The organism is Streptomyces sp. NPDC001108 (genome assembly GCF_053598535.1).
On sequence record NZ_JBSFKL010000023.1, the window covers coordinates 63,954 to 76,379 of the forward strand.

12 protein-coding genes are annotated in these 12,426 nt (G+C 71.5%); 6 read left to right on the forward strand and 6 right to left on the reverse strand.

Going from position 1 to position 12,426, the window contains the following annotated elements; translation table 11 throughout:
* Positions 1 to 2 precede the first annotated feature (2 nt).
* The 4 genes from ACWC97_RS31715 to ACWC97_RS31730 form a co-directional block, all read right to left on the reverse strand.
* Complete coding sequence (locus tag ACWC97_RS31715) at positions 3 to 2,048, reverse strand: bifunctional aldolase/short-chain dehydrogenase (protein ID WP_352280358.1); 2,046 nt, start codon at positions 2,046 to 2,048, stop codon at positions 3 to 5.
* 84 nt (positions 2,049 to 2,132) lie between these two features.
* The gene (gene rhaI, locus ACWC97_RS31720) at positions 2,133 to 3,299 is read right to left on the reverse strand and encodes an L-rhamnose isomerase (protein ID WP_450653077.1); all 1,167 of its coding nucleotides are present in this window, start codon (positions 3,297 to 3,299) and stop codon (positions 2,133 to 2,135) included.
* A gap of 264 nt (positions 3,300 to 3,563) precedes the next feature.
* A complete protein-coding gene (locus ACWC97_RS31725) occupies positions 3,564 to 3,791 on the reverse strand; it encodes a hypothetical protein (RefSeq protein ID WP_352280360.1) in 228 nt (75 codons plus the stop codon).
* 107 nt (positions 3,792 to 3,898) lie between these two features.
* Positions 3,899 to 4,399 (reverse strand): hypothetical protein, encoded by a 501-nt coding sequence (locus ACWC97_RS31730; RefSeq protein ID WP_352280361.1) that lies wholly within the window; start codon positions 4,397 to 4,399, stop codon positions 3,899 to 3,901.
* 174 nt (positions 4,400 to 4,573) lie between these two features.
* On the opposite strand from ACWC97_RS31730, the gene ACWC97_RS31735 reads away from it, so the two are divergent.
* The 4 genes from ACWC97_RS31735 (at position 4,574) to ACWC97_RS31750 (ending at position 8,183) form a co-directional block, all read left to right on the forward strand.
* A complete protein-coding gene (locus ACWC97_RS31735; RefSeq protein WP_450653080.1) occupies positions 4,574 to 5,428 on the forward strand; it encodes a pentapeptide repeat-containing protein in 855 nt (284 codons plus the stop codon).
* A gap of 146 nt (positions 5,429 to 5,574) precedes the next feature.
* Positions 5,575 to 6,945 (forward strand): radical SAM protein, encoded by a 1,371-nt coding sequence (locus ACWC97_RS31740; RefSeq protein WP_450653082.1) that lies wholly within the window; start codon positions 5,575 to 5,577, stop codon positions 6,943 to 6,945.
* Between the two features lie 184 nt (positions 6,946 to 7,129).
* On the forward strand, positions 7,130 to 7,681 hold the full coding sequence (locus tag ACWC97_RS31745) for a GH25 family lysozyme (protein ID WP_450653092.1): 552 nt from the start codon (positions 7,130 to 7,132) through the stop codon (positions 7,679 to 7,681).
* Positions 7,682 to 7,904: 223 nt separating this feature from the next.
* Positions 7,905 to 8,183 carry a hypothetical protein gene (locus ACWC97_RS31750; protein ID WP_352280364.1) on the forward strand — a complete coding sequence of 93 codons (279 nt, stop codon included), beginning with the start codon at positions 7,905 to 7,907 and terminating at the stop codon, positions 8,181 to 8,183.
* Positions 8,184 to 8,208: 25 nt separating this feature from the next.
* On the opposite strand, the gene ACWC97_RS31755 is transcribed toward ACWC97_RS31750, so the two are convergent.
* Positions 8,209 to 9,513, reverse strand: coding sequence for a nucleotidyl transferase AbiEii/AbiGii toxin family protein (locus ACWC97_RS31755; protein ID WP_450653084.1), 1,305 nt, complete (start codon positions 9,511 to 9,513; stop codon positions 8,209 to 8,211).
* A gap of 275 nt (positions 9,514 to 9,788) precedes the next feature.
* Here ACWC97_RS31755 and ACWC97_RS31760 point away from each other — a divergent pair, with 275 nt between their 5' ends.
* Positions 9,789 to 10,970, forward strand: a complete 1,182-nt coding sequence (locus tag ACWC97_RS31760) for a S1 family peptidase (RefSeq protein ID WP_450653086.1) — start codon at positions 9,789 to 9,791, stop codon at positions 10,968 to 10,970.
* Positions 10,971 to 11,033: 63 nt separating this feature from the next.
* Here ACWC97_RS31760 and ACWC97_RS31765 read toward each other — a convergent pair whose 3' ends face one another.
* Positions 11,034 to 11,591: a hypothetical protein gene (locus ACWC97_RS31765; protein WP_450653088.1), complete on the reverse strand. Its 558-nt coding sequence runs from the start codon at positions 11,589 to 11,591 to the stop codon at positions 11,034 to 11,036.
* Positions 11,592 to 11,878: 287 nt separating this feature from the next.
* Here ACWC97_RS31765 and ACWC97_RS31770 point away from each other — a divergent pair, with 287 nt between their 5' ends.
* Positions 11,879 to 12,337: a hypothetical protein gene (locus ACWC97_RS31770; RefSeq protein ID WP_385216955.1), complete on the forward strand. Its 459-nt coding sequence runs from the start codon at positions 11,879 to 11,881 to the stop codon at positions 12,335 to 12,337.
* Positions 12,338 to 12,426: the final 89 nt, after the last annotated feature.

The following is a 12,426-nucleotide window of genomic DNA, read 5'->3' on the forward strand; positions in this document are numbered from 1 at the left end:
GGTCATCGGAGGAAGGCCGCGGCCACACCGGCGTCGACCGGCACATGGACCCCGGTGGTGTGCGTGAGCTCTCCACCGGTCAGCGCGAACACGGCGTTGGCCACGTGCTCGGGAAGCACCTCGCGCTTGAGCAGTGTCCGCTGGGCGTAGAACTCGCCGAGCTTCTCCTCCTCGATCCCGTACGTCGCGGCGCGCTGGGCGCCCCAGCCACCGGCGAAGATCCCCGAACCACGCACCACACCGTCCGGATTGACGCCGTTGACCCGGATCCCGTGCTCGCCCAGCTCCGCGGCCAGCAGCCGCACCTGATGGGCCTGGTCGGCCTTGGTGGCCGAGTAGGCGATGTTGTTCGGGCCCGCGAACACCGAGTTCTTCGACGTGATGTAGACGATGTCACCACCGAGCCGCTGCCCGCGCATCACCCGGGCGGCCTCCCGCGAGACCAGGAACGAGCCACGCGCCATGATCGCGTGCTGGCGGTCCCAGTCCTGCGCCGTCGTCTCCAGCAGCGGCTTCGAGACGGAGATCCCGGCGTTGTTCACCACCAGATCCACCCCGCCGAACGCCAACGCGGCGGCCCGGAACGCCTCGACGATCTGCTCCTCCCGGGTCACGTCGACCGTCACGGCGACCGAGGTGTCCGGCCCGCCGATCTCTTGCGCCACTGAAGCGGCGCGCTCCGCGTCGATGTCGGCGACGACGACACACGCCCCCTCCGCGGCCAGCCGGTGCGCGATCGCCCTGCCGATGCCGGACCCGGCGCCGGTGACCAGCGCCACCCGGGCGGCCAGCGGCTTCGCCCTCGGCATCCGGCGCAGTTTCGCCTCCTCCAGCTCCCAGTACTCGATCCGGAACTTCTCGGACTCCTCGATCGGAGCGTAGGAGGAGACCGCCTCGGCACCGCGCATCACATGGACGGCGTTGAGATAGAACTCCCCGGCGACCCGCGCCGTCTGCTTGTCCTTGCCGAAGGAGAACATCCCCACCCCCGGCACGAGCACGATCGCCGGATCCGCACCACGCATCGCCGGGGAATCGGGGGTGGCATGACGTTCGTAGTACGCGCGATACGCCTCCCGGTACTCCCCGTGCAGCTCCGTCAGCCGGGCCACCGCCTCCTCCAGCGGGGCGTCCGCCGGCAGATCGAGCACCAGCGGACGGACCTTCGTACGCAGGAAGTGGTCCGGGCACGACGTTCCGAGCGCGGCGAGGCGGGGATGTTCGGTCCGGGACAGGAAGTCGAGGACCGGCTCCGCGTCGGTGAAGTGGCCCACCTGGGGGCGGTCCGTCGAGACGAGGCCCCGGACCAGCGGGGCGAGTTCGGCCGCGCGCTCCCGGCGCCGCTCCCGGGGCAGGGGCTCCCGGCCCGCCCATACGGGGCCGAAGGGCTCGGCCCCGCCCCGTTCCCGGAGGAAGGACTCGGCAGTCCGGATCATCCAGAGGGCGTTCTGCTCGCACTCTTCGGACGTCGCGCCCCAGGCCGTGATGCCGTGGCCGCCGAGCACCACCCCGACGGCCCGCGGGTCGGCCGCGCGGACTGCGGCGATGTCCAGGCCGAGCTGGAACCCGGGCCTGCGCCAGCCCACCCAGGCCACCCGGTCGCCGAAGCACTCGGCGGTGAGCCTCTCGCCGTCCGCCGCGCAGGCCAGCGCGATCCCCGCGTCCGGATGCAGATGGTCGACATGCGGCGCCTCCACCAGGGCGTGCATCGCCGTGTCGATGGACGGCGCCGCGCCTCCCTTGCCGTGCAGGCAGTAGTCGAAGGCCGCCACCATCTCGTCCTCGCGCTCCACCCCCGGGTACACGTCCTTGAGGGCGCGCACCCGGTCCAGGCGCAGTACCGCGAGCCCGGACTCGGTGAGTGTGCCGAGGTCCCCGCCGGACCCCTTGACCCACAGCAGTTCCGTCTCGCCGCCCGTGACGGGGTCGATGCCGCCGGCCTTGACCGAGGCGTTGCCGCCGGCGTAGTTGGTGTTCCGGGGGTCGGAGCCGAGCCGGTGGGCGCGTGCCAGGAGCGCGGCGACTTCGGGGTGCGTCGCGGAGGCCATGTGATTCCTTCGTGGTCGAGGTCCGGCCGGGCAGGCCGGTGGAGGCCGGTGGCGGCATGGGGGAGCTGGCGGGACGCCCGGGGCTCAGGCGCCCCAGCCGGCCTGCTCGCCGCCGACCCGGGCCGCGGCGATCCGCTCCTGGTTCCCCGAGGCCAGATAGGCGGCGAACGGGTCCCTCGCCAGCCCCAGCTCCTCACGGACCTCCGCGAGCAGCGGACGCACATCGGTGTTGTACGCGTCCATCAGGACCGCGTTCGCGGCCAGGACGTCGCCGGACCGCTGCGCGTCGCCCAGCGCGGCCCGGTCGACCAGCAACGCCTTGGCCGTCGCCTCCTGCACATTGGCGACCGAACGGATGACGGCGGGGATCTTCGCCTCGATGTTGTGGCACTGGTCGAGCATGAAGTTGACGTTCGTCTCCGGCCTCAGACCACCGTTGCCGATCACCTCGTGCATGATGCGGAACAGCTGGAACGGGTCCGCCGCCCCGACCATCAGATCGTCGTCCGCGTAGAACCGGGAGTTGAAGTCGAACGCGCCCAGCTTCCCCGCGCGCAGCAGGAACGCCACGATGAACTCGATGTTCGTTCCGGGCGCGTGGTGGCCGGTGTCCACCACCACCTGTGCCTTGGGTCCGAGGGCGAGGCAGTGCGCGTACGCCGTACCCCAGTCCGGCACGTCCATCGTGTAGAAAGCCGGCTCGAACAGCTTGTACTCCAGCAGCATCCGCTGGTCGTCGGCGAGCCTCCCGTAGACCTCGGCCAGCGCCTCGGCAAGCCGGTCCTGGCGTGCGGCGATGTCGTCCTGCCCGGGGTAGTTGGTGCCGTCGGAGAACCAGAGCTTGAGATCGGGCGAGCCGGTCTCGTCCATGATGTCGACGCACTCCAGCAGATGGCCGACAGCCTTGCGGCGCACCTTCGGGTCCGGATGGGTGACCGAGCCGAGCTTGTAGTCGTCGTCCTGGAACACGTTCGAGTTGATCGCCCCGACCCGCACGCCGAGCCCCTTGGCGTGCCGGTTCAGCGCGGCGTAGTCGTCGACCCTGTCCCACGGGATGTGCAGCGACACCTTCGGGGCGACCCCGGTGAACGCGTGCACCTGTGCCGCGTCCTCCAGCTTCTCGAACGGATCGCGCGGCACCCCCGGCTGGGCGAACACCTTGAACCGCGTCCCCGAATTTCCGTATCCCCACGAGGGGGTCTCGATGACCTGGGACTTCAGAGCTGCCTTGACGGCCGAAACATCAGACATGAACACCTCGTGGGTGGAGTCGCCGCCCGGCGGCCGGAGGAGGCCGCGCGGATGCATGAATCGTTTCACTCGATACGTACGCTAGGTTTGCCGCAGAGGGACAGTCAAGAACCCCGCCGGGTGCCCGACCGTCGTCCTCCGGATGCCCCGAACCGGCGGCGTCCTCGGCCGACGGCCCTGTGGACCGCAGCCTTCCTGCACCAATTCACCGACGGATCCGGGGCACCGGACCGCGGTGCCCGAAACCGCCTCCACCGCTCCCCTTCAGCGCGTGGCGCCCGGCGTACCCGGCCGCAAGGAGCTGACCAGGTCGAAGAACCGGGACTCGTTGCCGCGGAAGCCGGCCTGCCGCAGCGCACCGTCCGCCTCCGCGATCGGGCAGGCGAGCAGCGGCACATACCGAGGGCCGTCCGCCGGATCGGCGAGCGCCGCCCGAGTGGCCTCCAGCAGTCGGACGTAGGCCTGGGCCGCGGCGAGTTCGTCAGCACTCATCTCAACATCTTCCGGTCAGAGGTGTCGGATCCACCAGCATCCCCCATGGGTACGACAGCGGCCCTCAGACCGTGCCCGGCGTACCGGAACGGTGGTACCGGACCGGCCTATGACAGGACTTGACGGCCGTTCGGCCCCCGCGCACCGGCCGGAGGCTCGACCTCCAGGAATCTTCGACGGCGCGCCCCCCGGTACAGCAGCACCGTCCACCCCGACTCGCGCAGCGCCGTCGCGCACCGCCCCAGCCCGTCCTCCTCCGTACGGGCGGCGCCGCTGCCCGGCGGCCCGAGCCATTCGACTCGTACGCCGCCGACGGCCTCGCCCGGGCGCAACCGGTACCCGGTCGCCGTCCGCAGGCCCGTGGCGTCGGTGGCCGACGCGGGCAGGCCTGCCGCTTCCAGCGCGAGGGCGACCGCCCGGACCGGCCGGTTCGCCTCCCACGGGGCGGGAACGCTCTCCGGGGCGTCATGACCGACGTTCGTCAGCCGACGGATCTGCAGCATGCCCTCGAAGGCCGTTCGCACGGACGCGGCGCGCCTCGCGTCCGCTACCGGCGCCGGGCCGTCCCCGGTCGCCGGATCGAAACCGGGACCCTGCTCGGTGCTCATCGGCGTCCCCCTTCACCCGTGCTGTGCTCCTGACTCCTGCCAGTGTGCGACGCGCCACTGACAACGGCGCCGGACACCGGGGCGCGGCCCCGAGCGTCATTAAGGACGGCGAACGGGTGGCGGCTCCCGGTAGGGTCGGCCGTCCGCCCCGCTCATCCGAAGGATCCACCCACCGTGCCCCACAACGTCCAAGGCCCCGTAACCGAACGCGACGACCGTGCCGAGCTGCGCGCCGACTGCGCCAACTGCTCCGGACTGTGCTGCGTGGCGCTGACGCTGACCCGGTCCGCGGACTTCGCGGTCGACAAGGAGGCCGGGCAGCCCTGCCGGAACCTCCAGGAGGACTTCCGCTGCGGCATCCACACCGAACTGCGGACCCGGGGCTTCCCCGGCTGCACCGTGTACGACTGCTTCGGGGCGGGCCAGAAGGTCTCCCGCGAGATCTTCGACGGACGGGACTGGCGCGGGGACCGGGAGACCGCCCGGCAGATGTTCCAGGTGTTCCCGGTCGTACGCCAGCTCCACGAGCTGCTCTGGTACCTCACGGAAACGCTGTCCCTCGCTCCGGCCAAGCCCCTGCACGGCGAGGCCCGGCGCCTCCTCGACGAGACGGAACGCCTCAGCCGACTGCCCGCCGACGCCAGTGCGGAGCTGGACGTGGCCGCTCGCCGCGAGACCGTGGCCGAACTGTTGCACCAGGTCAGCGCGCGCGTACGGGCGACCGCGCCGCGCCCGAGGAACGGGAAGAAGCGCGACCGCCGGGGCGCCGACCTCATCGGTGCCAGGCTCCGGGGCGCGGATCTGCGGGGCGCCGACCTGCGCGGCGCGTACCTGATAGCGGCCGACCTCAGCGGGGCGGATCTGCGCCTTGCCGACCTGATAGGCGCCGATTTCCGGGACGCGGACGTATCGGGCGCCGACCTCACCGATAGCCTCTTCCTCACCCAGGCCCAGCTCAACGCCGCCCGGGGCGACGCGGCGACACGGCTTCCGTCCGCGCTCCGCCGCCCCGCGCACTGGGACCGGTGAATCCCGGGGCTCCGCACACGGAGCCCGGCGGACGGTCCGGACCGTGTGGCCGAGGTCGGTGAGCCGGGCACTGCGGACGTGTCCGGTTCGTTGCACAGTGCGGCGTACCCGGACGCCGACGACGACCGGACCGAGGAGTTCCGCACATGCCCAGCACCACCGACGGCAGCACAGATCCGAGCCGCACGGACGGGAACCGCACCCGCCTCGTGGAGGACCTCATGGAGCGGTTCCCGCACGTGCCCCGGGAAGCCGTCATCAAGGAGGACCTGCTGCGCGGCGGCGTGGCCTTCGACGAGTCCGCCCTCAGCGACAACGAGAACGGCGACGTCAAGCCGAAGTCCTACTTCATCTTCTCCTTCGACCACGGCACCCTCCCCGAGCTGGGAGCGGCCGCGCTGCGCCGCCCGCCGGAGGAGATCGTCCTCACCGGCGGCCCGTACGACCTGCGCAGGACCGTCGTGTCGGTGCGGGTCAACCCGTCGTCCCCGTACCGCGTCGCGGCCGACGCGGACGGCGTGCTCGGGCTGTACCTCGACGGCAGGCGGATCTCCGAAGTGGGCCTGCCCCCGATGCCGGACTACTACCGGCACACGCTGGAGAACGGCAAGTCCGTGATGGAGGTGGCGCCCACCATCCAGTGGGGATACCTGGTCTATCTGACCGTCTTCCGGGTCTGCCAGTACTTCGGCGCGAAGGAGGAGTGCCAGTACTGCGACATCAACCACAACTGGCGCCAGCACAAGGCGGCCGGCCGGCCCTACACCGGTGTGAAGCCGGTCGAGGAGGTCCTGGAGGCGCTCGCCATCATCGACAAGTACGACACGGCGAAGACGTCCACCGCCTACACCCTCACCGGCGGGGCCATCACCTCCCACATCGGCGGACGCGACGAGGCCGACTTCTACGGCCAGTACGCCAAGGCCATCGAGGAGCGCTTCCCCGGCCGCTGGATCGGAAAGGTCGTCGCCCAGGCCCTGCCCAAGGCCGACGTGCAGCGCTTCCACGACTACGGCGTACAGATCTACCACCCCAACTACGAGGTGTGGGACCGCCGGCTGTTCGAGCTGTACTGCCCCGGCAAGGAGCGCTACGTGGGTCGCGACGAGTGGCACCGCCGCATCCTGGACTCCGCCGACGTCTTCGGCGCGCGCAACGTCATTCCCAACTTCGTGGCGGGTGTGGAGATGGCCGCGCCCTTCGGCTTCACCTCGGTGGACGACGCCATCGCCTCGACCACCGAGGGCCTGCGGTTCTTCATGTCGCACGGCATCACGCCCCGGTTCACCACCTGGTGCCCGGAGCCCACCACCCCGCTCGGAAAGACCAATCCGGACGGAGCACCGCTCGAATACCACATCCGCCTGCTGGACGCCTACCGCGCCACGATGGAGGAGTACGGGCTCAGCTCGCCCCCCGGCTACGGCCCGTCCGGGCCGGGACGGGCGGTCTTCTCCGTGAGCTCGTTCATGGACAGCCTCCCGGCCGCCGCTGCCGCCGACGAGAACCCGGCGTAGCGTCCCGGGGCCGGGGCGTGCCGGGCCCGGCGGGGAAGTACTCCGCCGCGCCCGGCCGGGCCGGTCCGTCCGTTCCGGACGGGGGAAAAACGGTTCGTCCGTTGACCCCGAGGATGGGAGCAGATGTCGGCGGGCACGTAGAGGAGGAGAACGGAACCACCGATACAACGTGAAGGCGGTGCCCATGTTGCATGGCGTCGATGTCAGCTCCCATCAGTCGTCCTTCGACACGGACGGACTGGACTTCGTCTTCATCAAGGCCACCGAGGGCCGCTCGTACGTCAATCCGCATCTGGCGGAGCAGGTGAAGCGTGCGAGGGACGCGGCATGCGTGGTCGGCTTCTACCACTTCCTCTGGCCCGGGGACATCAACGCCCAGGCCGAGTACTTCGTGAACAACGCCTCGGAGAAGGACGGGGACCTGCTCGCGGTCGACTGGGAGCAGAACGGTGAGGGCACCAGGGCGAGCAATGCCGAGAAGGACAGCTTCATCCGGGCGGTCAAGCGGCTGCGGCCGCACAACCGGGTCCTGCTGTACTGCAACCGGTACTTCTGGCTGAACCACGACACCACCTCGTACGCCGGGGACGGCCTGTGGATCGCCGACTACGTCCCTCAGGGGAAGCCCCGTATCAAGGCCTCTTGGCGGATCCACCAGTACACCGACCAGCCTCTCGACCGGGACGTCGCCGACTTCCCGTCCAGGACCGCACTGCTCGACTGGGCCAAGGGGTAGGCGGCGGGAGGCGGGCCGCGCGGCACCGATGCGGACACCGGCGTCCGCGGCCCGGCCGACGAGCGCCCCACCTGACCCGGGGCCCGGCGGTGGCCGCGTGGCGGGACCGGGAACGGGCTGGGTCGGCCACGCTGTTGACGCGGGCCTGTGCCCGGTACGGCCCGCGGAAGCCGCGCCCAGGTCGCTGACGGGTTCCCCGGTCCGGGTGCGGCACACTTCTCGGATGACCACAGCCTCGGCTCAGCCGCCTCGCGACCGCGCGCTCGGGCGCGGCATCACTACCCTCATCCCGCAGGCCGCCACCGAGCCCCCGGCCACGCCGGCCGAGCAGGCGGCGGCCGTGCTCACGGCGATGCAGAGCGTTCCGGTGCGCGTGGGAGTCCTTCAGGCGGCCGTGGTCCTCCTGGAGGAGCGGGTACGGGCGACCGACGACCCGGCGGAGCGCGCCGCGGCCGCGACGACGGTCGCCATGCTGCGCAGCGCGATCGGCCGGGCCGGTTGAACCAGGGCCGGCGGTGGCGCCCGGCTCAGCCCAGATCGGCGAGGATCCGGGCGCACGCCTCCGGCCGGTCGCGCCAGTACGACCAGGGCTCCTGACAGGAGAACACCTCGGCGAGGGCCTCCTCCGGGCCGAGGCGCTCGGCCCCGGCTAGCTCTCGTACGACCACGACGGCTGCCATCAGGCCGTCCCGTCCGCCTTCCGACAGGTGGCCGAGCGCGGAAGCGGGATCGTCGGCGGATGTCGCGCGGACGTACTCCACCAGGGGCTGGAGCCAGTCGGCCCACTGCTGGTACCCGTCCGCGCCGTCGCCCACCACCTTCGCTTCGATCAACGGCGCCAGCACCCGCACGAGACGGGCGTGGTAGTCCTCCGCGCTCCCGGTGACCCATGGATGCTCGGCGACGAAGTCCTCCCATTCGCCGCGGCCCGGCACCATCTCGTCCAGCAACCAGGCGGCGATGGGGCGCAGGGCCTCGACGCCGCTGAGGACGAGGGCCTTGCGCAGCAGTTCGTAGCTCGGGGGCGCGTACTCGGCGAGCAGCACGGCATCGTAGAGGTCCTTGCCCTGGGGGTACATGTCCGTGGCCAGCCACAGCAACTTCCAGGCCAGGGAGAGGCCGGGGGAGACGGCGCGTATCCGGCATCCCGGCCCGCGCCCCAGCGGCCGGAGCTCGGTGGGTTCCGCCGGTTCGGGGAGGAACTCGTTGAACACCACGTCGAGTTGCACGGTCCCGCCCGGCACCCGGTCGGCCGTCCACGGCAGCAGCATGCGGCGGCCGGGCACCCGGTCGTACGTCCAGATCTCCTCCGTCACCATGCCCGCCGCGTCGACGCGCACGGCCCCGTGGCGTTCCGCTGCCGCCGCCGCGTCCCGGGCGATGGTGTCGAAGAGGGCGGCGTAGCGCGGGTCGTCCATGGCGCGGTCCCGGGGCATGAAGAGGAAGTCCAGGTCCCCCGGATCACGGGCGGCCCTTCCGAACCACGTGGACATCAACGCGCTCCCGCGCAGCACCAGATGACCGCCCCACGGCCCTTCGGCGACCGAGGCGAGGACCAGGTCCAGGACGGTGCGCCGCGCCCGGTGCCAGGCCCGTCCCCGTTCTTCCTCCCCGGTGCCGAACCGGGGCTCCCCGGACCGGAGGGCATTCGGGAACTGTTTGAGGGCGGGATCGAAGAGCAGGGGGTGGTCCATCCCGGCCGGTGCGGGCAGCAGCGTGGCCGGAAGGCCCTGCGCCCGCCGGGTCTCCTCGTCGAGCGGAAGCGCGGGGACGCGGCGTGGGCCCCGAACCAGTCCGTTCCAGGTCGGGATCTCGTCGGGAGAGGGTGCCATGGTGCGACTCCTGCGGGAGGGAAGGGTTCTGCTCGGGCCCGGGTGGTGGCGCGGAGGCCGAAGTGCCCGGTGTCCGCCACCGTCTGACGCGAGCATAGGCGGCCGGGCGGTCATGGATCCCGGGGCGCCCGGAGGAACGCGTCATTGGCATGGACCTGGCGTGCACCCTGCGTTACAGTCCGTCCCGGCACACTCTGAGAGCGCTCTCAGGAGAGCGTTCCCGGACGCCTGCTGTTCCTCCCCCACGATGCCGGAACAACAGAAGGGCCACTGCCTTGAGATACAAGAACGCGCTGCGTACGAGCCTGGCCGCCGCGCTGGTCGCCGGGGCCTGGGCCGCCGTCGGCCCGGCCTCGGGTCCGGCCTCCGCCGCTGCCGCGGACCGGGCTTCCATGCCGTCACCCTCGTCCGTGGTCGCGGAGGAACCCGCGTCCGCGGGGATGCTCTCCGCCATGCGACGGGACCTCGGCCTGACCGAGAGCCGGGCCAGGGCGCGGCTGGCGGCGGAGAGGACGGCAACAGCCGTACAGGAGAAGGCGCGGCGGGCCGCCGGTCCGTCCTATGCCGGATCCTGGTTCGACCCGGCCGCGAACCGGCTCGTCGTGGCCGTCACGGACACCCGCGCGTCGAACGCCGTCCGGGCTTCCGGTGCGGCGGTCCGGCTGGTGCGCCACAGCGCGCGGCAGCTCGACGCCACGAAGGCGCGCCTCGACGGAATGCGGGCGCCGGCCGGGGTCAGCGGCTGGCACGTCGATCCGAAGGCGAACCGGGTCGTGGTCGACGTCGTCGCCCCGGCAGCCTCTGACAACGATGTCCGCGCCTTCGTCGACCGGGCCCGGGCCGCAGGTCCCGTGGTGGTGCGCAGGACCCCGGGGGCTCCCCGTACCTTCTCCGCCGGAACAGTGGGCGGCGACCCGTACTACACGGGCAATGTGCGGTGCTCGATCGGCTTCTCCGTGTACGGCGGTTTCGTCACGGCGGGGCACTGCGGCCGGGCCGGTGCCGCGGTGAGTGGCTGGGACGGTTCGGCCATCGGTGCCTTCCAGGGCTCGTCCTTCCCGGGCGACGACTACGCCTGGGTGAGCGTCGGCAACGGCTGGTGGACCGTGCCCGTGGTCCTGGGATGGGGCACCGTTTCCGACCAACTGGTCCGGGGCTCCGCGGAGGCGCCCGTCGGTGCCTCGATATGCCGCTCCGGGTCGACCAGCCACTGGCACTGCGGCAATGTCCTCGCCACCAACGAGACCGTGAACTACAGCCAGGGCGCGGTCCACCAGATGACCAGGACGAGCGTCTGCGCCGAACCCGGTGACTCGGGCGGCTCGTTCATCAGCGGCGACCAGGCCCAGGGCGTCACGTCCGGCGGCTGGGGCGACTGCGCCGGCGGAGGAGAGACCTGGCACCAGCCCATCAACGAGATCCTGGGCCGGTACGGACTGACCCTGCACACGGCCTGACCCTCGCGGACGTCCGCCCGGCCCGCCCGTACGGAACGGCCGGGCGTGACGCTCCGAGAGGGGTCAGCCGCCGGAGTGCGCACGGCGCGCCGACCGCGCGAAGTCGGCGAGCTTCCCGAAGTCGTCCTCGCGCAGGCCGATCCGGGGATCGACGTGGTGCAGAAGCCCACGAGCGGGGTGATGGGCGGCCAGGTACGCCTCGTCTGGTCCGCTCTGCTCGTCGTCCACCCAGGCGAAGGGCCGACCGGCCGCGTACTCCACCAGCGGAGCGGTCTTCCAGTGGACGCCGTCGGGGCGTTCCCGGAACAGGGCGTCGCCGAAGTCGACGAAGGGCAGCTCCGGAAGGCCGAGCACCGGGGCGATCCACCGGTTCGCCTCGCCCATCCATGTGGTGGCCCAGCACAGCTCGTAGTCGAGCCGGAGCAGGACTGGTCCGTGCTCCGGGTTGAGCCAGACCCGCAACGGGCCGCGTCGGAGGCGGACTCCACCCCCGTTTCCCGTCGACGTCCCGCCGTCCTGGGGCACACGGATCGTGGTGTAGCCGGCGGGGCGCCTCTCCGGCTTGGCGGCGTAGGGGTTGAGCGGCCCGTCGACGTCGAGGAACAGCAAGGGCCTGTTCATGGGATTCCCCTGTCGTGGATCCGCCGGTCGAGTGGTGCGGACAGCCTAGTCGCGACGGTGCGGCGGACCCGGACGCATGCGCGCCGATCGTTCCCCGGAGGCGCGGCACCCCTGACCTGAATTGGCCGTAGCATGTCAATAAATCATGGCGATGTGTCTTGTTGCTTCGAGGGGCCCGTGCCTCAATGGGCGAGGCAGTCCCACTGACGATACGTCAGGGAATGTCGTGTCCGGCGCCGTGTGCCGGTTCGGTGCGCCGGATCCCCCCACAGGAAAGGCAGATCACCATGAGGCATGGCATACGGCGGATCGCCGTCTGTTCCGCCCTGGCGGCGGGCGCGCTCGCGCTCACGCCGACGGCCGAGGCGGTCACCCCCACCACCGCCACCATCTCCTTCGACTGCGGAATCTACGGCTCGGGCAGCGCGAACCTCGTCGCCACCCAGAGCGGCACGAGCGCGACCATCGAACTGTCGACCTCCGCCATCACCGCCCCGATCGACGTCGGCGCGAACACCGTCACCTCCACGCTCACGCTCACCAGGAACGGCTCCGGATCGGTGAACTTCACCGGCAGCGGCAATCCCGCCATCCCCGCCGGGAGCCCGGTTTCGACGGGGAAGCTCAGCGGGACCGTCGCCACCGGGGACAGCCTGGTGGCCAAGTCCCTCAAGATCGTGGTGATGGGCATCACCGTGACCTGCAACGCGACCTCCGCCCAGACACCCGGGCCGTTCGTGTTCTGACCGGCCGCAGAGCTCCGTGGGGGGGGGGGGGGGCCCCGGGCCCCGCCCCACCGGGGGGGCGCACGGGGGGGCCCCCCCCCCGAGCCGCG

Coding starts and splice junctions, on each gene's coding strand:
- ACWC97_RS31730 (WP_352280361.1), bottom strand. CDS start 4,399: ATGAGCACCGAGCAGGGTCCCGGTTTCGATCCGGCGACCGGGGACGGC.
- ACWC97_RS31770 (WP_385216955.1), top strand. CDS start 11,879: ATGAGGCATGGCATACGGCGGATCGCCGTCTGTTCCGCCCTGGCGGCG.
- rhaI (WP_450653077.1), bottom strand. CDS start 3,299: ATGTCTGATGTTTCGGCCGTCAAGGCAGCTCTGAAGTCCCAGGTCATC.
- ACWC97_RS31755 (WP_450653084.1), bottom strand. CDS start 9,513: ATGGCACCCTCTCCCGACGAGATCCCGACCTGGAACGGACTGGTTCGG.
- ACWC97_RS31715 (WP_352280358.1), bottom strand. CDS start 2,048: ATGGCCTCCGCGACGCACCCCGAAGTCGCCGCGCTCCTGGCACGCGCC.
- ACWC97_RS31725 (WP_352280360.1), bottom strand. CDS start 3,791: ATGAGTGCTGACGAACTCGCCGCGGCCCAGGCCTACGTCCGACTGCTG.
- ACWC97_RS31745 (WP_450653092.1), top strand. CDS start 7,130: ATGTTGCATGGCGTCGATGTCAGCTCCCATCAGTCGTCCTTCGACACG.
- ACWC97_RS31765 (WP_450653088.1), bottom strand. CDS start 11,591: ATGAACAGGCCCTTGCTGTTCCTCGACGTCGACGGGCCGCTCAACCCC.
- ACWC97_RS31740 (WP_450653082.1), top strand. CDS start 5,575: ATGCCCAGCACCACCGACGGCAGCACAGATCCGAGCCGCACGGACGGG.
- ACWC97_RS31750 (WP_352280364.1), top strand. CDS start 7,905: ATGACCACAGCCTCGGCTCAGCCGCCTCGCGACCGCGCGCTCGGGCGC.